Annotated in this window: 17 protein-coding genes and 2 tRNA genes; 5 read left to right on the top strand and 14 right to left on the bottom strand. The window is 70.7% G+C overall.

Going from position 1 to position 20,108, the window contains the following annotated elements; genetic code table 11:
* Positions 1-9 precede the first annotated feature (9 nt).
* From ACGFX4_RS34665 to pknB, 3 genes are all read left to right on the top strand, one after another.
* Positions 10-1,449, top strand: a complete 1,440-nt coding sequence (locus tag ACGFX4_RS34665; RefSeq protein ID WP_393083237.1) for an FtsW/RodA/SpoVE family cell cycle protein — start codon at positions 10-12, stop codon at positions 1,447-1,449.
* Entirely contained in the window at positions 1,446-2,903 is a 1,458-nt protein-coding gene (locus ACGFX4_RS34660; RefSeq protein WP_393083234.1) for a peptidoglycan D,D-transpeptidase FtsI family protein, read from the top strand. Before ACGFX4_RS34665 ends, ACGFX4_RS34660 begins: the two co-directional genes overlap by 4 nt.
* 210 nt (positions 2,904-3,113) lie before the next feature.
* The gene (pknB, locus tag ACGFX4_RS34655; RefSeq protein WP_393083231.1) at positions 3,114-5,168 is read left to right on the top strand and encodes a Stk1 family PASTA domain-containing Ser/Thr kinase; all 2,055 of its coding nucleotides are present in this window, start codon (positions 3,114-3,116) and stop codon (positions 5,166-5,168) included.
* A 71-nt stretch (positions 5,169-5,239) separates the two neighbouring features.
* Here pknB and ACGFX4_RS34650 read toward each other — a convergent pair whose 3' ends face one another.
* The 5 genes from ACGFX4_RS34650 to ACGFX4_RS34630 all read right to left on the bottom strand — a co-directional run bounded on the left by ACGFX4_RS34650 (position 5,240) and on the right by ACGFX4_RS34630 (position 8,723).
* Entirely contained in the window at positions 5,240-5,977 is a 738-nt protein-coding gene (locus ACGFX4_RS34650; RefSeq protein WP_393083228.1) for a class E sortase, read from the bottom strand.
* Positions 5,978-6,010: 33 nt separating this feature from the next.
* Entirely contained in the window at positions 6,011-6,964 is a 954-nt protein-coding gene (locus tag ACGFX4_RS34645; protein ID WP_393083225.1) for a class E sortase, read from the bottom strand.
* Between the two features lie 3 nt (positions 6,965-6,967).
* Positions 6,968-7,633, bottom strand: coding sequence for an aminodeoxychorismate/anthranilate synthase component II (locus tag ACGFX4_RS34640; RefSeq protein ID WP_345698197.1), 666 nt, complete (start codon positions 7,631-7,633; stop codon positions 6,968-6,970).
* A gap of 70 nt (positions 7,634-7,703) precedes the next feature.
* Entirely contained in the window at positions 7,704-7,874 is a 171-nt protein-coding gene (locus tag ACGFX4_RS34635) for a hypothetical protein (protein WP_345698196.1), read from the bottom strand.
* A gap of 75 nt (positions 7,875-7,949) precedes the next feature.
* Positions 7,950-8,723 (bottom strand): DUF881 domain-containing protein, encoded by a 774-nt coding sequence (locus ACGFX4_RS34630; protein ID WP_393083221.1) that lies wholly within the window; start codon positions 8,721-8,723, stop codon positions 7,950-7,952.
* A gap of 150 nt (positions 8,724-8,873) precedes the next feature.
* On the opposite strand from ACGFX4_RS34630, the gene crgA reads away from it, so the two are divergent.
* The gene (gene crgA / locus ACGFX4_RS34625; protein ID WP_345698195.1) at positions 8,874-9,128 is read left to right on the top strand and encodes a cell division protein CrgA; all 255 of its coding nucleotides are present in this window, start codon (positions 8,874-8,876) and stop codon (positions 9,126-9,128) included.
* A 508-nt stretch (positions 9,129-9,636) separates the two neighbouring features.
* Complete coding sequence (locus ACGFX4_RS34620) at positions 9,637-10,545, top strand: DUF5324 family protein (RefSeq protein WP_393083267.1); 909 nt, start codon at positions 9,637-9,639, stop codon at positions 10,543-10,545.
* Between the two features lie 79 nt (positions 10,546-10,624).
* Here the strand turns inward: ACGFX4_RS34620 and ACGFX4_RS34615 are convergent.
* The 9 genes from ACGFX4_RS34615 to gyrB all read right to left on the bottom strand — a co-directional run bounded on the left by ACGFX4_RS34615 (position 10,625) and on the right by gyrB (position 19,873).
* Positions 10,625-10,697 (bottom strand) — tRNA-Ala (locus ACGFX4_RS34615).
* Between the two features lie 111 nt (positions 10,698-10,808).
* The gene (locus ACGFX4_RS34610; RefSeq protein WP_253802799.1) at positions 10,809-10,937 is read right to left on the bottom strand and encodes a DLW-39 family protein; all 129 of its coding nucleotides are present in this window, start codon (positions 10,935-10,937) and stop codon (positions 10,809-10,811) included.
* Positions 10,938-11,038: 101 nt separating this feature from the next.
* Complete coding sequence (locus ACGFX4_RS34605; RefSeq protein WP_393083216.1) at positions 11,039-11,395, bottom strand: DUF6191 domain-containing protein; 357 nt, start codon at positions 11,393-11,395, stop codon at positions 11,039-11,041.
* Positions 11,396-11,519: 124 nt separating this feature from the next.
* Positions 11,520-12,212, bottom strand: coding sequence for a hypothetical protein (locus tag ACGFX4_RS34600; RefSeq protein ID WP_393083213.1), 693 nt, complete (start codon positions 12,210-12,212; stop codon positions 11,520-11,522).
* 254 nt (positions 12,213-12,466) lie between these two features.
* Positions 12,467-12,540, bottom strand: a tRNA-Ile gene (locus ACGFX4_RS34595).
* A 16-nt stretch (positions 12,541-12,556) separates the two neighbouring features.
* Positions 12,557-13,930, bottom strand: a complete 1,374-nt coding sequence (locus ACGFX4_RS34590) for a class I SAM-dependent methyltransferase (protein WP_393083210.1) — start codon at positions 13,928-13,930, stop codon at positions 12,557-12,559.
* A gap of 365 nt (positions 13,931-14,295) precedes the next feature.
* On the bottom strand, positions 14,296-14,985 hold the full coding sequence (locus ACGFX4_RS34585; RefSeq protein ID WP_393083207.1) for a DUF3566 domain-containing protein: 690 nt from the start codon (positions 14,983-14,985) through the stop codon (positions 14,296-14,298).
* 248 nt (positions 14,986-15,233) lie between these two features.
* Positions 15,234-17,768, bottom strand: a complete 2,535-nt coding sequence (gene gyrA / locus ACGFX4_RS34580; protein WP_393083264.1) for a DNA gyrase subunit A — start codon at positions 17,766-17,768, stop codon at positions 15,234-15,236.
* Between the two features lie 104 nt (positions 17,769-17,872).
* Positions 17,873-19,873, bottom strand: coding sequence for a DNA topoisomerase (ATP-hydrolyzing) subunit B (gene gyrB, locus ACGFX4_RS34575; protein WP_393083205.1), 2,001 nt, complete (start codon positions 19,871-19,873; stop codon positions 17,873-17,875).
* Positions 19,874-20,108: the final 235 nt, after the last annotated feature.

Genomic DNA, 20,108 nt, shown 5'->3' with positions numbered 1-20,108 from the left:
GCCACAGACGTGAGCACTTTTGACTTGAACGCCCAGAGCAGCAGCACCGGCCGACGCGCCAACACCACGATCACGCCGCAGGCGGCGCCGAACCGGCGCAACACCGAGCTGGCGATGCTGGGCTTCGCCGTCGCCATCCCGGTGCTGGCCTACGCCAACGTGGGCCTGGCGATGGACGGCACCCTGCCCGCCGGCATGCTCGGCTACGGCCTGGGCATGGCCGTGCTGGCCCTGCTCGCCCACCTCGCGGTGCGCCGCTTCGCGCCGTACGCCGACCCGCTGCTGCTGCCGCTGGCCACCCTGCTCAACGGGCTCGGGGTGGTGATGATCTGGCGCCTGGACAAGGCCGGCAAGCTGCTGCGCAACAACTTCCCGGCGGCCAGCAACCAGCTGATGTGGTCGGGCCTGGGCGTGCTGCTGTTCATCGGCGTGGTCTGGCTGCTCAAGGACCACCGGATCCTGCAGCGCTACACCTACATCTCGATGGTGGTCGCGCTGGTGCTGCTGGCGGCACCGGCCTTCTTCCCCTCGCGGGACGAGGACTTCGGCGCCAAGATCTGGATCCGCTTCGGCAGCTTCTCGATCCAGCCCGGCGAGTTCGCCAAGATCATCATCACGGTGTTCTTCGCGGGCTTCCTGATGGTCAAGAAGGACGCGCTGGCGCTGGCCAGCCGGCGCTTCATGGGCATGCTGCTGCCGCGCGGGCGCGACCTCGGCCCGATCCTGCTGGTCTGGCTGCTGTCGATCCTGATCCTCGTCTTCGAGACCGACCTCGGCACCTCGTTCCTGTTCTTCGGCCTCTTCGTGGTGATGCTCTACGTCGCCACCGAGCGGACCAGCTGGATCATCTTCGGCCTGGTGATGTCGATCGGCGGCGCGGCCGTGGTCGCCACCGTGGAGCCGCACGTCAAGACCCGCATCAACGCCTGGCTGGACCCGATGGCGGCGTTCGGGCCGCACCCGCCCAAGCAGTCCAGCGAGCAGATCGGCCAGACCCTGATGGCGCTGGGCTCCGGCGGCACCACCGGCACCGGCCTCGGCCAGGGCCGGTCCTGGCTGATCCAGTTCGCCGCCAAGAGCGACTTCATCCTCGGCTCCTTCGGCGAGGAGCTCGGCCTGACCGGGCTGATGGCGATCTTCCTGGTGTACGGGCTGATCGTGCAGCGCGGCCTGCGCACCGCGCTGGCCGCCCGCGACGCCTTCGGCAAGCTGCTCGCCACCGGCCTGACCTCGGCCTTCGCGCTGCAGGTCTTCGTGGTGGCCGGCGGCGTCACCGGTCTGATCCCGCTGACCGGCATGACCATGCCGTTCCTGGCGCAGGGCGGATCCTCACTGGTCGCCAACTGGGCGCTGATCGCGATCCTGCTGAAGATCAGCGACATCGCGCGGCGCCCCACCGCCGAGCCGGCCGCCGCCATCCCGGAACCGACCAGGGGACCCGTCTCGTGAACAAGCCCATCCGCCGCGTCGCGATCTTCTGCCTGGTGCTGATCCTGGCCCTGATGGTGCGGGTCAACTGGGTGCAGGGCGTCCAGGCCACCGCCTGGGCGACCAATACGCACAACGACCGCAACAAGTACGACCGCTACGCCTACCCGCGCGGCAACATCATCGTCGGCGGCCAGGCGGTCACCAGCTCGGACAAGGTCAACGGCCTGCGCTACAAGTTCAAGCGCTCCTGGGTCGACGGCCCGATGTACGCGCCGGTGACCGGGTGGTCCTCGCAGTCCTTCGACGCCAGCCAGCTGGAGAAGCTCGAGGACGGCATCCTCTCGGGCAACGACTCCCGACTGTTCTTCCGCAACACCCTGGACATGCTCACCGGCAAGCCCAAGCAGGGCGGCGACGTGGTGACCACGATCAACCCGAAGGCGCAGAAGGCCGCCTTCGAGGGCCTGGGCAACCGCAAGGGCGCCGCGGTCGCCATCGACCCGCGCACCGGGGCGATCCTGGCGCTGGTCTCCACCCCCTCGTACGACCCGGGCAGCTTCTCCGGCAGCTCCGACGCGGACTCCAAGGCCTGGACCGACCTCAACGCGGACCCCAACAAGCCCATGCTCAACCGGGCGCTGCGCGAGACCTATCCGCCCGGCTCGACCTTCAAGCTGGTCACCGCGGCCGCCGCGTTCGAGAACGGCAAGTTCCAGTCGGTCGACGACAAGACCGACACCCCGGACCCGTACGTCCTGCCGAACACCAAGACCGAGCTGAAGAACTCCAGCGCCGACGAGCCCTGCGAGAACGCCACCCTCAAGGTCGCCATGGACTACTCGTGCAACACGGTCTACGGCAAGATCGGCGCGGACCTGGGCAAGGACAAGATGCGCGCCCAGGCGGAGAAGTTCGGCTTCAACAACGACAAGCTGGACGTCCCGATCCGGCCGGTCACCAGCGTCTTCCCCAAGGCGTCCGACCCGGCCGGCACCGCGATGGACTCCATCGGCCAGCACGACACCCGGGCCACCCCGCTGCAGATGGCGATGGTCGCCGCCGCGATCGCCAACAACGGCACCCTGATGCAGCCGTACCTGGTGCAGCAGGAGCGCTCGGCCACCGACGTGATCTCCAACCACACCGAGCACCAGCTCGGCCAGGCCGTCTCGCCCGCCACCGCGCAGAAGCTCCAGCAGCTGATGGAGAGCGTGGTGCAGAACGGAACCGGCAAGAAGGCCAAGATCGACGGCGCCACGGTGGGCGGCAAGACCGGTACCGCCCAGCACGGCCAGGACAACGTGGGCCTGCCCTTCGCCTGGTTCATGTCGTACGCCAAGGGCGGCGACGGCTCCCAGGTCGCGGTCGCGGTGGTGGTCGAGGACGGTTCGCAGGAGCGCAACGAGATCAGCGGCGGGGCCCTGGCCGCGCCGATCGCCAAGGCCGTGATGCAGGCCGTGCTGAACAAGTAAGCACTGGTCGTATACGTCACAAAACGGTGGATCCGCTCCGCTCCCCGGCCGGAATTGTCACAATGGACCGGTTCCGGTCGGTACCGGTCTGGTCTCAGCTGGCAGCCTGTTCGGGCTCCATCGGACAGGGCCGGTAGCGTATCCGCCAACAGTGCGTGCGGGGAACCTACGTCACATCCTCACCGACCGGTGGGGGAGAGGGTCGGAGATATGGAAGAGCCTCGTCGCCTCGGCGGCAGGTACGAGCTCGGCGGCGTCCTAGGACGCGGCGGCATGGCCGAGGTCTACCTCGGCCATGACACCCGGCTCGGCCGCTCGGTCGCCGTGAAGACCCTCCGCGCCGACATGGCCCGCGACCCCTCCTTCCAGGCCCGCTTCCGCCGCGAGGCCCAGTCCGCGGCGTCCCTCAACCACCCCGCCATCGTCGCCGTGTACGACACCGGCGAGGACTACATCGACGGCATCTCCATCCCGTACATCGTGATGGAGTACGTCGAGGGCTCCACCCTGCGCGAACTGCTCCACTCCGGCCGCCGGCTGCTGCCCGAGCGCGCCCTGGAGATGACCATCGGCATCCTCCAGGCCCTGGAGTACTCGCACCGGGCCGGCATCGTCCACCGCGACATCAAGCCCGCCAACGTCATGCTCACCCGCCAGGGCAACGTCAAGGTCATGGACTTCGGCATCGCCCGCGCCATGGGCGACGCCGGCATGACGATGACCCAGACCTCCGCGGTCATCGGCACCGCCCAGTACCTCTCCCCCGAGCAGGCCAAGGGCGAGACCGTCGACGCCCGCTCCGACCTGTACTCCACCGGCTGCCTGCTCTACGAGCTGCTCACCGTGCGCCCGCCGTTCGTCGGCGACTCCCCGGTGGCGGTGGCCTACCAGCATGTCCGCGAGGAGGCCCAGCCGCCGTCCGCGTACGACCCCGAGGTCCGCCCCGAGGTCGACGCGATCGTGCTCAAGGCCCTCGCCAAGGAGCGCGACTACCGGTACCAGTCCGCCGACGAGATGCGCGACGACATCGAGCGCTTCCTCGACGGCCTCCCGGTCGCCGCCGCCCAGCAGGCCGCCTACGGCATGGGCGCGGCCGGCTACGGCTACGACCAGAACGGCGGCCAGTACGACCCGTACGGCCAGACCAACGTGCTGCCCCAGCAGGGCGCGGCCGGCCCGACCACCATGCTCCCGCAGGTCGGCAACCAGCAGCAGGGCTACGGCTACGAGACCGCCAACCACGGCTCGGGCGGCTCCGGCGGCGGGTACGACGACGGCTACGGCGGGGGCGGCGGCGGCCGCCGCCGCGACGACCAGCCGAAGAAGAACAACACCTCCTGGATCATCCTGGCGGTCGCCGCCGTCCTGGTCGTGGTCGGCGCCTTCTTCGTGGTCCAGGCGATGGTCAAGACCGGCGACTCGGCCGGTGGCAAGACCACCGTGCCCAACCTGGTCGGCAAGACCCTCTCCGAGGCCCAGACCGCCGCCCGCGCGCAGAACGCGAGCCTCAAGGTCGAGGCCGGCGACCCGACTGCCTGCCCCGACGCCAAGATCCAGAAGGACCAGGTCTGCACCCAGGAGCAGGCCGCCGGCACCCAGGTCTCCGTCAGCTCCACCATCAAGGTGCACCTGTCCTCCGGCCCGGCCGAGGCCACCGTCCCGGACGTCACCGGGCAGACCAAGGACGCCGCCACCGCCACCCTGCAGAAGGCCGGCTTCACCGTCACCACGACCTACCAGAACGACGACAAGGTCGACCAGGAGAAGGTCGTCTCGCAGAGCCCGACCGGCAAGGCCGCGGCAGGCGCCACCATCAACCTGGTCATCTCCTCCGGCCAGCAGAAGGTCGCCGTCCCCAACGTCGTCGGCCAGCAGCAGGACGCCGCCAGCCAGGCCCTCACCGACGCCGGCTTCACCCCCCAGGTGAAGACCGCCCCGGTCGCCGACGCCGCCAAGATCGGCCAGGTCATCGACCAGACGCCGAAGAACGCCACGGCGAAGAAGGGCACCACGGTCACCATCACCGTCGGCAAGCAGGCCGACAAGGTGCAGGTCCCCGACCTCAAGGGCAAGACCGTCAAGGAGGCCACCGCCCAGCTCAAGGCCCTCGGCCTGACCTGGACCTTCGGCGGCGCCGGCGGCAGCGACAACAACGTCGTCATCAACACCGCCCCCGGCCCGAACAACCTGGTCGACGCCAACTCGAGCGTCCAGCTGTTCACCAGCTTCGGGAAGCCCGGCGACGCCACCACGCCGCCGAACTGACCCGGCGCCGACGCCCGAGGGGCCCGCACCGACCCGGTGCGGGCCCCTCCGCGTTCTCCCCGCCGACGGGATCAGCGCAGCTCGGCCGGGAGACTGCGCCGGGCGTCCACCGGCTCCTCCCGGACCAACTCGCCGAAGACCGCCATCCGGTACCGCGAGGTGTACACCGGCGTACAGGTGGTCAGCGTGATGTACCGCCCCGGCCCGGTGAACGGCGACCCCTTCGGCACCGGCGCGACGATCCCGGTGTCGTACTTCGAGGTCTGCTCCAGCGTCCCCGCCACCCGGTACACGAACCAGCGGTCCACCGTCTCCACCACCACCGCGTCACCCGGCCCCAGCCGGTCCAGGTCGTGGAACTTCGCGCCGTGCCCGTCCCGGTGCGCCGCCAACGCGAAGTTGCCGCTCGCCGCCCAGGGCATCGCCGCCCGGTACGGCTCCTCGTACACCCCGGCCGCGCCCGCGTCGAGGGTCTCCGGCCCGGTGCCCATCCGGATCAGCACCTCGAAGTCCCTGCCCAGCGCCGGCACCCGCAGGAAGCCGATCCCCGACCCCGGCGTGAAGCTCCGGGCCTCCGGCAGCGGGCGGCCGGGCTCCGGCGGCCCGGGCGGCGGCTGCGCCGCCCAGCCCTGCCGCAGCTGCTCCCCCGCCTTCCCGGCGGCGCCCTCGGCCACCACGTCGGTCCACCACAGCGAGTACCCGACGAAGAGCGCCAGCACCAGGCCGAAGGTGATCAGCAGCTCGCCGACCGCCCCGACCGCCCCGGCGAACCTCCGCCGGCCGACCCGCCCGTCCCCGACCGATCCCATGGCGACACGCCCCTCACCGGCCGGACGGAGCGATCACTGACGGCCGGTCAGCGCGTCCGGCTGTCCCTGACTCCTCGGCCGTTCCTCGGCCATACTGCCAAAGACGATCAGCCGACCCCGGGCACTGAACTCCGGCGTGCATGTCGTCAACGTGATGTACCGACCCGGTTGGGTGAACGGCGACCCCTTCGGCACCGGCTGGATCACCCCGACGTTGGTCGGCGGCGTCTCCGGGATCCCGCCCGCCACCTTGTACGTGTAGTACGCCGTCGCGGTCTCCACCACGATCAGGTCCCCCGGCGCCAACTGGCCGATCTTGCGGAACGGCTGACCGTGCGTCGTCCGGTGCGCGGCCACCGCGAAGTTCCCCGCCGCGTCGGCCGGCATCGCGGTCCCCGTGTAGTGGCCCACCAGGCCCTTGTCGAGCACCTGCTGCTTCTGGGTGCCCTCCGCGACCGGGTACTTCAGCCCCAGTTTCGGGATGTGGATGATGGCGAAACCCTGGCCCGGCTCGAACGTCCCGGCCGGCTTGGCGCCGGGCGCGCCCGGCGCCGCGGTCGGCTGCTGCTGGCCGTTCCACTGCTGCTCCAGCTGCTGCCCCGCCGCGTCGGCCTGCTGATCGGCCTGCACGTTGGTCCACCAGAGCTGGTACGAGACGAACAGCAGCATCACCACGCCCAGCGTGATGAACAGCTCGCCCACCAGCCGGGCGGCCACCACCCGCCCGCGTTCCTTGGGACGCACCCGCGCCGGGGCACCGCGACCGGCGGCCCGGCGGCGGCCCGGGCCCGGGCCCAGCGCCCGGGCCTTCTCCGCCCGGCGCCGCTCCGCCCTGCTGTCCGGCGGCTCCTGAGCCGTGGCCGGTGCGGGCAGCCGCAGCCGCATCGTCCGGTCGTCCGGCTCCGGCTCGGCCGGCTCGTACACGCCCCAGCCGTCGCGGTCGCCGGTACCGCCCTGCGCGCCCCCCTCGGGCCGTACCGCCGTCACCGGTCAGCCCCGCCCGATCACCGGGGCCAGGCCGGCCGACCGGCCCACCGCCTCCGGGAAGCCGCACTCGGCCAGCCAGTTGGCCAGCATCCGGTGCCCGCCCTCGGTCAGCACCGACTCCGGGTGGAACTGCACGCCCTCCACCGGGAGCTCCCGGTGCCGCAGGCCCATGATCACGCCACTGCCCTCGGTCCGGGCGGTGACCACCAGCTCCTCGGGCACGGTCGCCGGGTCGACGGCCAGCGAGTGGTACCGGGTCGCGGTCATCGGCGCAGGCAGGCCCGCGAACACCCCGCCGTCCTCGTGCTCGACCAGCGAGGTCTTGCCGTGCAGCAGCTCCGGCGCCCGGCCGACCACCGCGCCGTACGCCACCGCGATCGACTGCAGGCCCAGGCACACCCCGAACACCGGAAGCCCGACCGAGGCGCAGTGGTGGACCATGTCCACGCACACCCCGGCCTCCTCCGGCGTCCCCGGGCCGGGGGAGAGCAGCACCCCGTCGAAGCCGGCCCCGCCGTCGCGAGGCACCGCGTGCTCCACCGTCACCTCGTCGTTGCGCACCACCTCGCAGGTGGCGCCCAGCTGGTACAGGTACTGGACGAGGTTGAAGACGAAGCTGTCGTAGTTGTCGACCACGAGGATCCGGGGCTGGCGGCCGGCGGAGGTCATCGGGCTCTCCTGGTGTGCGGGATCGGGCGGGTGCGGATCGGGGCAGGGGCGGCGGGCGCGGCGACCGGGCTCAGCCGGCGCCGCCCTGGTCCACCGTCACGTCGCCGAAGGGCAGCAGCGGCTCGGCCCACGGGAAGACGTACTGGAACAGGACGTAGACCACCCCGAGCACCAGCAGCAGGCAGATCACGGCCCGTACCGCGGTGTTGCCGGGCAGGTGCCGCCAGATCCAGCCGTACATGGAGCTCCTCAGTGGTTCAGGTCCGCACAAGCGTATTGGGTGCGCGGCGGGCAGCACCGCCACTTTGCTGCGGCTTCACTGGACGGGGGTGGCGTACCTGAGGTCGACCGAGCCCGCGTAGCCGGGGACGGTCAGGTCTCCGCTCTCCTGGACCTTCCAGCCCAGCCCGTAGGCCGTGACGTAGCCCAGGTAGTTCCGGATGGTCGGGTCCGCGTCCACCGCAGCCTTCAGCTGGTCGGTCCGCCCGACCGCCTTGATCACGTACGGCGGGGAGTAGACCCGGCCCTGGAGCAGCAGGGTGTTGCCCACGCAGCGGACCGCGCTGGTGGCGATCAGCCGCTGGTCCATCACCTGGATCCCCTCGGCGCCGCCCCGCCACAGCGCGTTGACCACGGCCTGGATGTCCTGCTGGTGGATGACCAGGTCGTTGACGCCGGGCTCGGGCACCCCGGGGATCCGGGCGGTGGCGTTCGGCGGGGCGTCGTTGAGCGTCACGGTCAGACCGGGGCCGCGCAGCGGGTCCAGCCCGGCGGCCTGCTCCAGCGCGTCCAGCCGGGCGGCCTCCAGCGGGCTCTGCCCCTGCTGCTGGGCCAGCCGGTCGGCCCGTTCCTGGTCCTCGCCGACCTGCTGCTCGAGCTGCTGGTTCTGGGTGGACCGCTGCCGTATCACGTCGCTCAGCTTCAGCAGCGAGTTGTCGGTCCGCAGATCGGTGCCCTTCGCGGTCTGACCGCTGATGTAGAAGAGCAGTCCGGCGAGTGCGAAGACGGCGCAGGTCAGGGCAGGTCCGACAATTCGGATCCTTCGGGGGCGCGAAGGGCCGGGCTGGGGGGGAATCGTGGAATTCGGCACCGTACCCTTATCTCCTTAACACCCGGCGAACCACTACGCTAACGGACGCCGGTGGCATGTGCGGAGTACCGCCCGTACGGACCGGTCCCCACAGCCGCCTCGCCCCGCTGCACACTGCGCGGTCACAGCGCATCGACAGGAGAACCTCTCGTGCCGAAGTCTCGACTCCGCAAGAAGTCCGACTACACCCCGCCGACCGGATCGCCGACGGCGGTGAAGATCAGTTCCGGACGCGGCTGGGTCGCCCCGCTGATGCTGGCGCTGTTCCTGATCGGTCTGGTCTGGATCGTCACCTACTACGTGACCAGTGGCACCTGGCCGGTCCAGGCCTGGGGCAACTGGAACATCCTGGCCGGGTTCGGCTTCATCGCCGCGGGCTTCGGCGTCTCCACCCAGTGGAAGTAGCGGCTCGCCCGCTCCTCACCGCCGCCACACCCGAAGCACCAGTCACAGGCGTTTCACCGGCACCGCTCCGGAACGACCCGGAGCGGTGCTTTCGGCTGCCCTCCACCGAACGTCCCACGGCCTGGCCGAACGTTTATCCACACGGTTATCCACACTGGGGAAAAGTCACTCCAGCCTGTGGATAACTTGGGCTGTCCAGCACCGCGGCCGAACTTCCGAATTCCGGCATTCGCGCAGGATAACGCGCGTAGAACGCGCCCTTTCCGCCCTGTCCCCCGGCGGCCGTGCACCGGCTGTGCACAGCCACACGCGCACTGTGGACAACCGGCACCGGTGCACAGCATGGCGCCCACCACCCGACCGGCCGGTGAGGCGCGCCGCCGACCGCCGCAGACGGCCCAGCCCGGCGTGCCGCAGGGGGGAAGCGGATGCATGATCTCCAATCAGGTGGAAATGTGCATACCGGACACCCGCCGGAATCCGCCGAGGAGGAGAAGCCGTGACCCGTATGGATACAGCGCGCGAGACCGCAGGACGGACGAAGGACGCCATCGCGCCCTACGCCGCCACCGCCAAGGACGCCGCACTGCACTACGCGGACGAGGCCAAGCACCTGATCGGCCCCAAGCTGGAGGCGCTCGGCCCGAAGGCGGCGGCCGCCGGCGCCCAGGCCCGCACCGGCGCCTCCAACGCCGCCCAGGCCGCCCGGGTGCAGTACGTCAAGCACGTCGCCCCGCGCCTGGAGAGCGCCTTCACCAGCCTTCCCCCGGAGACCCAGAAGGCCACCCTGAAGGCCGTGCACCGGGCCCAGGAGGCCGCGCTCGCCGCCAAGCTCTCCGCCACCCAGGCCGCCGGCCAGGCCCGCTCCACCGTGGTCCCCAAGGTCACCGACGCCTACAACGGCGCCGTCGAGTCGGTCACCCCCTACGCCCAGGAGGCGCAGGCCCGCGGCGCCGCCGCCCTGACCGCGCTCCAGGGGCACGTCAGCGCCGCCGAGATCAGCGAGCTGGCCGCCAAGAACATCAAGAAGGAGAACCACCACCGCAGCGGCTGGGCCACCGGCCTCGCGGTGGCCGGCACCATCGCCATCGGCACCGGCGTGCTCGCCTGGCAGTGGTACCGCAAGCAGAACAACCCCGAGTGGCTGGTCGAGCCGCCGGTGCCGGCCGCCGGCTCCGGCTCCGGCGGGCTGAACGGTGGCGGCAGCGGCACCCAGGCCTCCGCCGTGTCCGACTCCCCCGCCGGGAGCGCCACCGGCGCACCGGTCGGCGATGCCGTGATGAACGGCTCCGCCCCGCGCCCCACGGCCGAGGAGGACCCGAAGGACTCCCCCGCCCCCAAGCCCGGCCCCTCCAAGCCCACCGCACCGGCCCCCGACGACCGGCCCAAGCCGCACGACCCGCGCAAGCCGCACTGACCCCGGCCCGGTGCCCGCAACGCGAAAGGGCCGCCGACCCCGTCTACCGGGATCGGCGGCCCTCCGCCGTGTACCGCTGTGGAGCTTAGGAGATTCGAACTCCTGACATCTGCCATGCAAAGACAGCGCTCTACCAACTGAGCTAAAGCCCCGAGTGCCAAGCACCGAGCACTAGAGTACCCGCTCCGGACAGAAATCCTGAGCGGGTTCGGGTCGGCCCCGGCCGACAGCCGGGACCGACCCGCCGAAGATCGTCCGGGACCTCAGCGGCCGGCCGGGACCGGGTCGGTGGCCTCGGTCCACAGGTCCTGCTCGGCCTTGTCCGCCTGGACCTGACGGTAGACAAAGAAGCCGCCGAGGGCGACCAGGGCGACCAGGAGAAGCTTCTTCACCGCGGGACCTCGTCCTTCTTGCTTGCGTGTGGTGTACGAGCACGAACCAGCGGTCAGGCTACAGACCGCCCTGCGGCCGATGATACACACCGGTAACCCAATCAAGAGCGGCCACCACTGCGTCCAACCGGCCGATCCGAACCCGGGATTGACGCCGGCGCCAGCACCACCGCCACGCCCCCGTCCAGATCCACCCTGGTCCGCGGCGGCGCCCCCTCGCCCTCCTCGTCCCGGAGCATCAGCGTGGTCTTCCGCTGCTCGAGCTCGGCCTGCTTGCCGGCCGCGAACTGGGCGTGCAACTGTTCGAACCCGGTCGAGGACACCTGCCCCTCCCGGCCCGTCCCACGCCAGGGGATCCACCGGGCCCTTCGAGCCCCCAGCGCCAGCTGGTCGACGAACGCCAGCACCACCAGCGCGCAGACCAGCCCCGGAAGACTCATCGCCCAGAACACCGCCATGCCCCTCCAACGGCGGCGTCCCCAGCGGCGTTCCCCAGCCTGTGGAAAACCGAGGGCGTTAGAGCGACAGCGTGTCACTCTAACGCCCGGATTTAGAGTGACATCCTGTCACTCTAAAAATTGGTTACTTACGGTGACGGATCCGGGAGCGGATCAGCTCCTGCCGGAGCGCCCTCAGATCGTCGCCGTACTGGCAGACCCGCGCGCCCATCGCCGTGATCACGGCGTCCTGCGCGTCCAGCCGGCGCTCGACCGAACCGATCGAGTCCTCCTCCGGCTCGGCGAACGGGTCCAGCCCGTCGATCCTGCGCTGCCACGCCTCGGCGGCCGGGTCGCGGGTGACCACCTCGTGCTCGTCCCAGCGCAGCTCGTTCCACCGCTTCCACGGCCGCACCGGCGCGACCCTGGGCTCCCGGGCCGCCTCGACCACGTCCAGGACGTGCTGCCGCACCTGCCGGGCGACCGTACTGCCCCGCAGCAGCATCGCCACGTTCAGCACCGCCCTTCGGGTGAACAGGGCCAGCCCGGAACGGGCCTGTGGATAACCTGCGGGAAAGAGTGACATGTTGTCACTCTTAAATTCCTCCAGCTCGGAGCCCCGCAGCACGGCCATGCCGTTGCCGGTGAGCTCGGCGCGGTGGCGCTCGACGACCTTGCGGACGATCGGCTCGCTCACCTCGAAGTAGTCGGCGACCATCCGGGTGGTGATGTGCACGCCGTCCGGGAGGAGGGCGAGCGCCTTGACCTTGTCGAGGGCGTCGGTGCGCCCGGCGAGTTGCCGACGGAAGGTCGGCGATTCGAGGATGACGGCTTCCATGGACATGGGGATGCCTCACACGGTTGAAGTGATCTCTGTGAAGCGCCCTGTATCCCCAGGCGAACGGGACCGGTCTTCCGCCGGCAAGAGCAGAGGTCGCGCTACGTCCACAGATCCCATGACCGGTACTGACGCCCGGCTATCCCACCCACATGTCACCCCTGCGCACCCGGCACAACGACCACGCCCCGCCCGGGGTTACGCCGGAACGTCGAAGGGCCCGATCACCAGGTGATCGGGCCCTTCAACTTCGGTGGGGCTAACAGGACTTGAACCTGTGGCCTCTTCCTTATCAGGGAAGCGCTCTAACCGTCTGAGCTATAGCCCCTTGCCGCACTGAAAGATTAGCGGACCGATGGCCGATCTCCCAAATCCGTATCGGCGGGGTCCACCGAGCGGTGCAGTTCAGCGGGGGCGGCGAGCCACTGGGCGCGGGTGGCGGGCAGCCCGCTGGCGCCGTCGGGGCCGGGGTGGACGGCGAGGATCTGGTTGATGCCGATGCGGTTCTGCTCGAAGGCGAGGGCGGAGGCGGCCATGTAGAGGCGCCAGACCCGGGCGCGGCCGCGGCCGGACAGCCGGACGGCCTCGGGCCAGTGCGCTTCGAGGTTGGCGACCCACTCGCGGAGGGTGAGGCCGTAGTGCTCGCGCAGCGACTCGACGTCGCGGACCTCGAAGCCGGCCGCCTCCAGGAGCGAGACGATGGTGCCGACGGGGGAGAGCTCGCCGTCGGGGAAGACGTAGCGGTCGATGAAGGGGCTGGGTCGGTAGTCCTCGCCGGGCGGGGTGGGGCGGCGGGCGATCTGGTGGTTGAGCAGGCGGCCGCCGGGGGCCAGCAGCTCGTACAGGTGGGTCGCGTAGGCCAGGTACTGGGCGGCGCCGACGTGCTCGGCCATGCCGACGCTGGAGATGGCGTCGAAGGGGCCGTCGGGGATCTCCCGGTAGTCCTGGAGGCGGATCTCGATCCGGTCGTCCAGACCGGCCTCGGCGGCCCGGTGGCGGGCCAGGGCGACCTGTTCGGTGGAGATGGAGACGCCGACGGCGTGGACGCCGTAGTGGCGGGCGGCGTGCAGCACCAGCGAGCCCCAGCCGCAGCCGACGTCCAGCAGGCGCATGCCGGGCCGCAGGCCGAGCTTGCGGCAGATCAGGTCGAGCTTGGCCTCCTGGGCGGCCTCCAGGCTCTTGGCCTCGGGGGTCCAGTAGGCGCACGAGTAGACCATCGAGGGGCCGAGGACGAGCCCGTAGTAGTCGTTGCCGACGTCGTAGTGGTGGCTGATCGCTGCGCGATCGCGCAGCCGGCTGTGCAGCGGGCCGCGGTGGCGGCGGGCCTCCTCGGCCGGGGGAGCAGGCTGCGGGCCGACGAGGCCGGCGCGCAGGGCGGTGCCGAGCAGGGCGCGTCCGCGCGGCCCGAGGACCTCGCGCGGGCCGAGCTTCAGCTGCCGGATCCGCGGGTGCTCGGCGAAGGCCGCGACCGCGTCCAGGACCTCGTACAGGTCGTCGCCGGGGCCGATCTCCAGGTCGCCGGAGACGTACGCGCGGGCCAGGCCGAGTTCGCCGGGCTGCCAGAGCAGGCGGCGGGCGGCCCTCCGGTTGCGCAGCACCACCGTGGGCGCGCCGACGGGGCCGGCGAGCGAGCCGTCCCAGGCCCGCAGGCGCAGTGGCAGCGGCAGGCCGAGCAGGCCCTCCACCGCGGTGGTCAGTTGCTTCGCGAGCTCAGCCATGGCAAGACCTCCGACCCAGCCGTCCGTCCCAACCGTCCAGCACCGCCCGGCGCCCGGGCGCAGTCCTGTCCAGGCTTCCCCTCGGGTTCCTCCACTAATCCACGGCCGGGCGCGGCAGCGACGCAGGACTGGCCCCGGCACGCCGCCCGCTCACCCGATCGGAGACCGCACGGGCCCTCCGCAGCGTCCCGGGCCTCACGGGCCTCCCGAAAAGCCGCTACGACCGCCCAGGCGGCCCCTGCGAGCCCGCCAGGGCCGCCTGGGGCCCGCGAGACGCCTCAGGAGGCCCCGCCCGGAACGCAGACGGCCCCGAAGGCCGGGATGGGCCTTCGGGGCCGTCAGGAGCCCGAAACGTGCGGGGAGGGTCAGTCCTCCTCGGCGAGGGTCAGCTCGACGCCGCCGGCGAAGCCCGCGGCGGTGTTGTAGATGAACGCCGACAGGGTGGCCAGCGCGGTCATCAGCACCACGTCGACCACGGCGATCAGCGTGGTGAACATGAACACCCGGCCGAAGCCGATGTAGTCCATCAGCTTGAAGCCGCCGCCGCTGTCGTTGCCGGTGACGTCGGTCAGGGTGGAGCTGAGCGAGTCGAAGACGCCGAGGCCGTTGAGGACCATCCACAGGACGGCCGAGGCCACGATGATGATCACGCCGACGGCGAGGGACAGCAGGAAGCTGACCTTCATCACCGACCACGGGTCGACCTTGGTGACCCGCAGCCGGGCCCGGCGGGTGCGCCCGGCGGCGGCCGGGGGAGTCGCGGCGGGGCGGCGCGCGGCGGAGCCGCGGCCGCTGCCCTCGCTGCGGGCGCCGTCGGTGCGGGTGCCGCGGGCCGGCGTCGGCTGGCCGTTGGCGCCGTAGGTGGTGGGCTGGGAGAAGCCTCCCGACCCGGCGGCCGGCGGCGTGCTCGGCGGAGCCGGCGGGGTGGCCGGGCTCTGCGGGACGGCGCTGAATCCCGCGCCGTGCGTCCCGCCGCCGCCCTGCTGGGCGGCCGAGGCCACCGGCGGCATCAGCGACGTGGACGCGGCGGGGTGCTCGGTCGGACGCGGGGGCACGCCGCCGCCGTACGACGCTCCACCCTGTGGCGCGCCCGGCAGGCCGCCCGTGGCACCTCCAGCACCCGTGGCTCCACTCACCCTGGTCCTCCCGAACCGTTCTCCAGGCCGGCACCCGCCGTCCTGGTCACCTGTGCTCCGCCGTCCACCGTACGGCCCCGGCGCGGCCGGGACCGGTCAACCGGTCCCGGTCAGCGGTCGGTGCCCGCCCCGGCAGGGGGACGGGCACCGGCCCGCGGGTGGCGCGGTCAGCCCTGCTCGACCTCGCCGCCCGCCGTTGCCTGCTCGGTGGTCCCGGTCTCCGACGCCTCGGCGGCGTCCTCGCCCGGTACCTCCTCCTCGTCGGCCTCCGCGTTGCGGGCCATGCCCACCACCGCGTCGCGCTTTCCGAGGTTGATCAGTTGGACGCCCATGGTGTCACGTCCGGTTTCACGGACTTCGGAAACCCTGGTCCGGATCACGCCGCCGGAGAGCGTGATGGCCATGATCTCGTCGGTCTCCTCGACGACCAGCGCGCCGACCAGCGAGCCCCGGCCTTCGACGATCTTCGCCGCCTTGATACCGAAACCGCCGCGTCCCTGGACACGGTACTCGTCGACCGACGTCCGCTTGGCGTAACCGCCGTCGGTGGCGGTGAAGACGAAGGTGCCGGTCCGGATCACGTTCATCGACAGCAGCTCGTCGTCCTCGCGGAACGACATGCCCTTCACGCCGGAGGTGGCCCGGCTCATCGGCCGCAGCGCCTCGTCGGTCGCGGTGAACCGGATCGACTGCGCCTTCCGGGAGATCAGCAGCAGGTCGTCCTCGGCGGAGACCAGCTCGGCGCCGATCAGCTCGTCGTCCCGGCCCTCCTCGTCCTGCCGCAGGTTGATCGCGATCAGGCCGCCGGAGCGCGGCGAGTCGTAGTCCTTCAGCGGGGACTTCTTCACCAGGCCGTTGCGGGTGGCCAGCACCAGGTACGGCTTGTCCTCGTAGGTGCGGACCGCCATCACCTGGGTGATGTGCTCCTCCGGCTGGAAGGCCAGCAGGTTGGCCACGTGCTGGCCGCGGGCGTCCCGGCCGGCGTCGGGCAGCTCGTAGCCCTTCGCGCGGTAGACCCGGCCCTTGTTGGTGAAGAACAGGATCCAGTTGTGGGTGGTCGTCACGAAGAAGTGGTCGACGATGTCGTCCTGCTTCAGCTGCGCGCCGCGCACGCCCTTGCCGCCGCGCTTCTGCGAGCGGTACAGGTCGGAGCGGGTGCGCTTGACGTAGCCGCCGCGGGTGATGGTGACGACGATGTCCTCCTCGGCGATCAGGTCCTCGATCGAGAGGTCGCCGTCGGAGGGGATCAGGGTGGAGCGCCGCTCGTCGCCGTACTTCTCGACGATCGCGGTGAGCTCCTCGGAGATGATCTCGCGCTGGCGCGAGGGCGAGGCGAGGATCGCGTTGTACTCGTTGATCTTCGCCTGGAGCTCGTCGTGCTCGCTGAGGATGCGGGCGCTCTCCAGGGCGGCCAGGCGGCGCAGCTGCATCTCGAGGATGGCGTTGGCCTGGATCTCGTCGATGGTGAGCAGCTGCATCAGGCCGGTGCGGGCGGCGTCGGCGCTCTCCGAGGCCCGGATCAGCGCGATCACCGCGTCGATCTGGTCGAGCGCCTTGAGCAGCGCGCGCAGGATGTGGGCGCGCTCCTCGGCCTTGCGCAGGCGGAAGGTGGTGCGGCGGACGATGACCTCGACCTGGTGGGTGACCCAGTGCCGGATGAAGGCGTCCAGCGACAGGGTGCGCGGCACGCCGTCGACCAGGGCCAGCATGTTGGCGCCGAAGTTGGTCTGCAGGTCGGTGTGCTTGTAGAGGTTGTTCAGCACGACCTTGGCGACCGCGTCGCGCTTGAGCACGATGACCAGGCGCTGGCCGGTCCGGGACGAGGACTCGTCGCGGACGTCGGCGATGCCGGCGATCTTGCCGTCCTTGACCAGGTCGGCGATCTTCAGCGCGAGGTTGTCCGGGTTCACCTGGTACGGCAGCTCGGTGATCACCAGGCACTGCCGGCCCTGGATCTCCTCGACCTCCACCACCGCGCGCATGGTGATCGAGCCGCGGCCGGTGCGGTACGCGTCCTCGATGCCGCGGCGACCGACGATCAGCGCGCCGGTCGGGAAGTCCGGGCCCTTGATCCGCTCGATCAGGGCTTCCAGCAGCTCCTCGTTGGAGGCGTCCGGGTGCTCCAGCGCCCAGAGCGCGCCGGAGGCGACCTCGCGCAGGTTGTGCGGCGGGATGTTGGTGGCCATGCCGACCGCGATGCCGGTGGCACCGTTGATCAGCAGGTTGGGGATGCGTGCGGGCAGGACGGTCGGCTCCTGCTGCCGGCCGTCGTAGTTGGCGGCGAAATCGACGGTGTCCTCGTCGATGTCGCGCATCATCTCCATGGCCAGCGGCATCATCTTGCACTCGGTGTAGCGCATGGCTGCGGCCGGGTCGTTGCCCGGGGAGCCGAAGTTGCCGTTGCCGTCCACCAGCGGCATCCGCATCGACCACGTCTGGGCGAGGCGCACCAGGGTGTCGTAGATCGAGGTGTCGCCGTGCGGGTGGTAGTTGCCCATCACGTCGCCGACCACGCGGGCGCACTTGTAGTAGCCCTTCTCGGGCCGGTACCCGCCGTCGTACATCGCGTAGAGCACGCGCCGGTGCACCGGCTTGAGGCCGTCGCGGACCTCCGGCAGGGCACGCGAGACGATGACGCTCATCGCGTAGTCGAGGTAGGAGCGCTGCATCTCGGTCTCGAGCTCGATCGGCTCGACCCGCATGACGCTCTGGGCGGTGCTGGTGTCCTCGGGCTGCTCGGCGCCGTCCGGACGGTTGTCGTCGACCACTGCTGGTCAGTTTCCTTTCAACGATCCTTGACGGTCCGTCAGACGTCGAGGAAGCGGACGTCCTTGGCGTTGCGCTGGATGAACGACCGGCGGGCCTCGACGTCCTCGCCCATCAGGACGGAGAACAGGTCGTCGGCACGGGCCGCGTCCTCCAGGGTGACCTGGAGCAGCAGGCGGTGCGCGGCGTCCATGGTGGTGACCCGCAGCTCCTCGGCGTTCATCTCACCCAGACCCTTGAAGCGCTGGATGGCGTCGTCCTTGGGCAGTCGGCGCCCGGCCTCCACGCCGGCCGCGATGACCGCGTCGCGCTCGCGGTCGGAGTAGGCGTACTCGAAGTCGTCCTTGCCCCACTTGATCTTGTACAGCGGGGGCATCGCCAGGTAGACGTACCCGGCCTCGACCAGCGGCCGCATGAAGCGGAACAGCAGGGTCAGCAGCAGGGTGCGGATGTGCTGACCGTCGACGTCGGCGTCGGCCATCAGGACGATCTTGTGATAGCGCAGCTTGGACTCGTCGTAGTCCTCCTGGATGCCGCAGCCGAAGGCCGAGATCAGCGCCTGGACCTCGGTGTTCTGCAGGACCTTGTCGATCCGCGCCTTCTCGACGTTCAGGATCTTGCCGCGGATCGGGAGGATCGCCTGGGTGCGCGGGTCACGGCCCTGCTTGGCCGAGCCGCCGGCCGAGTCGCCCTCGACGATGAAGATCTCGCACTCGGCCGCGTCCTTGGACTGGCAGTCCGAGAGCTTGCCGGGCAGCGAGGCCGACTCCAGCAGGCCCTTGCGGCGGGTCAGGTCGCGCGCCTTGCGGGCCGCCACCCGGGCGCTGGCCGCCTGGATGGACTTGCGGACGATGTCCGCGGCCTCGTTCGGGTTGCGGTCCAGCCAGTCCGCCAGGTGCTCGTTGACCACCTTCTGCACGAAGGTCTTGGCCTCGGTGTTGCCGAGCTTGTCCTTGGTCTGGCCCTCGAACTGCGGCTCACCCAGCTTGATCGAGATGATCGCGGTGAGACCCTCGCGGATGTCCTCGCCGGAGAGGTTGTCGTCCTTCTCCCGGAGCAGCTTCTTGTCGCGCGCGTACCGGTTCATCAGACCGGTCAGCGCGGCGCGGAAGCCCTCCTCGTGGGTGCCGCCGCCGTGGGTGTGGATGGTGTTGGCGAAGGAGTACACGCCCTCGGTGTAGGACGCGTTCCACTGCATCGCGATCTCGACCGAGATCCGCTTGTCCTTGTCCTCCGCCTCGAAGTCGATCACCGAGGGGTGGACCGGCTCGCCCTTGCGGGAGTTCAGGTGCGCGACGTAGTCGGCGATGCCGCCGTCGTACTTGTAGGTGACCGAGAGGGGCTTGCCCTCCTCGTCGAGGTGCTCGACGCGCTCGTCGGTCAGCGAGATGGTCAGGCCCTTGTTGAGGAACGCCATCTCCTGGAAGCGCCGCGACAGCGTCTCGAAGGAGTAGACCGTGGTCTCGAAGATGTCGCCGTCGGCCCAGAAGGTCACGCTGGTGCCGGTGCGCTCGGTGGCCTCGTGCCGGTCCAGCGGCGCGATCGGGGCACCCGACTTGTACTCCTGCGTCCAGCGGGCGCCGTCGGTCCAGATCTCCACCGCGAGGCGGGTGGACAGCGCGTTCACCACGGAGATGCCGACGCCGTGCAGACCGCCGGAGACGGCGTAGCCGGCGCCGCCGAACTTGCCGCCGGCGTGCAGGACGGTGAGCACGACCTCGACCGCGGGCTTGTCCTGGCCGGGCATGATGCCCACCGGGATGCCGCGGCCGTTGTCGACCACGCGCACGCCGCCGTCGGCCAGGATGGTCACGTCGATGGTGTCCGCGTGCCCGGCCATCGCCTCGTCGACGGAGTTGTCCACGATCTCCTGCACCAGGTGGTGCAGGCCGCGCTCACCGGTCGAGCCGATGTACATGCCCGGGCGCTTGCGGACGGCGTCGAGGCCTTCCAGCACCTGGATCGCGCTGGCGTCGTAGGCCTTGCTGCCGGACGGGTCGGTGGGGTCTGGGGTCTGGCTGGGGTTGCCGGAATCGGCCACGAAGCGCCCTCTCTGGCACAACGCGGGCCGCCTGCCCACCCCCGATTGGGCAGGCGTGCGACCACGGCGTTTCGACTCGGTTGCTGCAAGCAACAGTGTTTGGCTTCCAGTCTACCGGTACGACTGACAGCGAGGGGCGTTTGGCAGCCCCTGAAGGCAGATGTGCCGCCCTGAAGCCCCACAGGACATGTCCCGATACTCGACCAGGGGGCTCAGAGCCCTCACGCTGGCCGCC

This window comes from Kitasatospora sp. NPDC048365 (assembly GCF_043200835.1).
Lineage (GTDB): Bacteria > Actinomycetota > Actinomycetes > Streptomycetales > Streptomycetaceae > Kitasatospora > Kitasatospora terrestris.
The sequence above is the reverse complement of the archived record's forward strand: the minus strand, read 5'-3'. Positions and strand labels throughout refer to the sequence as shown.

Bases quoted from the DNA above. Each gene is read 5' to 3' on its own strand.
- ACGFX4_RS34620 (WP_393083267.1), top strand. From the start codon at position 9,637: ATGGATACAGCGCGCGAGACCGCAGGACGGACGAAGGACGCCATCGCG.
- ACGFX4_RS34590 (WP_393083210.1), bottom strand. From the start codon at position 13,930: ATGGCTGAGCTCGCGAAGCAACTGACCACCGCGGTGGAGGGCCTGCTC.
- ACGFX4_RS34605 (WP_393083216.1), bottom strand. From the start codon at position 11,395: ATGGCGGTGTTCTGGGCGATGAGTCTTCCGGGGCTGGTCTGCGCGCTG.
- pknB (WP_393083231.1), top strand. From the start codon at position 3,114: ATGGAAGAGCCTCGTCGCCTCGGCGGCAGGTACGAGCTCGGCGGCGTC.
- ACGFX4_RS34600 (WP_393083213.1), bottom strand. From the start codon at position 12,212: ATGGAAGCCGTCATCCTCGAATCGCCGACCTTCCGTCGGCAACTCGCC.
- ACGFX4_RS34640 (WP_345698197.1), bottom strand. From the start codon at position 7,633: ATGACCTCCGCCGGCCGCCAGCCCCGGATCCTCGTGGTCGACAACTAC.
- ACGFX4_RS34635 (WP_345698196.1), bottom strand. From the start codon at position 7,874: ATGTACGGCTGGATCTGGCGGCACCTGCCCGGCAACACCGCGGTACGG.
- gyrA (WP_393083264.1), bottom strand. From the start codon at position 17,768: ATGCGGGTCGAGCCGATCGAGCTCGAGACCGAGATGCAGCGCTCCTAC.
- ACGFX4_RS34650 (WP_393083228.1), bottom strand. From the start codon at position 5,977: ATGGGATCGGTCGGGGACGGGCGGGTCGGCCGGCGGAGGTTCGCCGGG.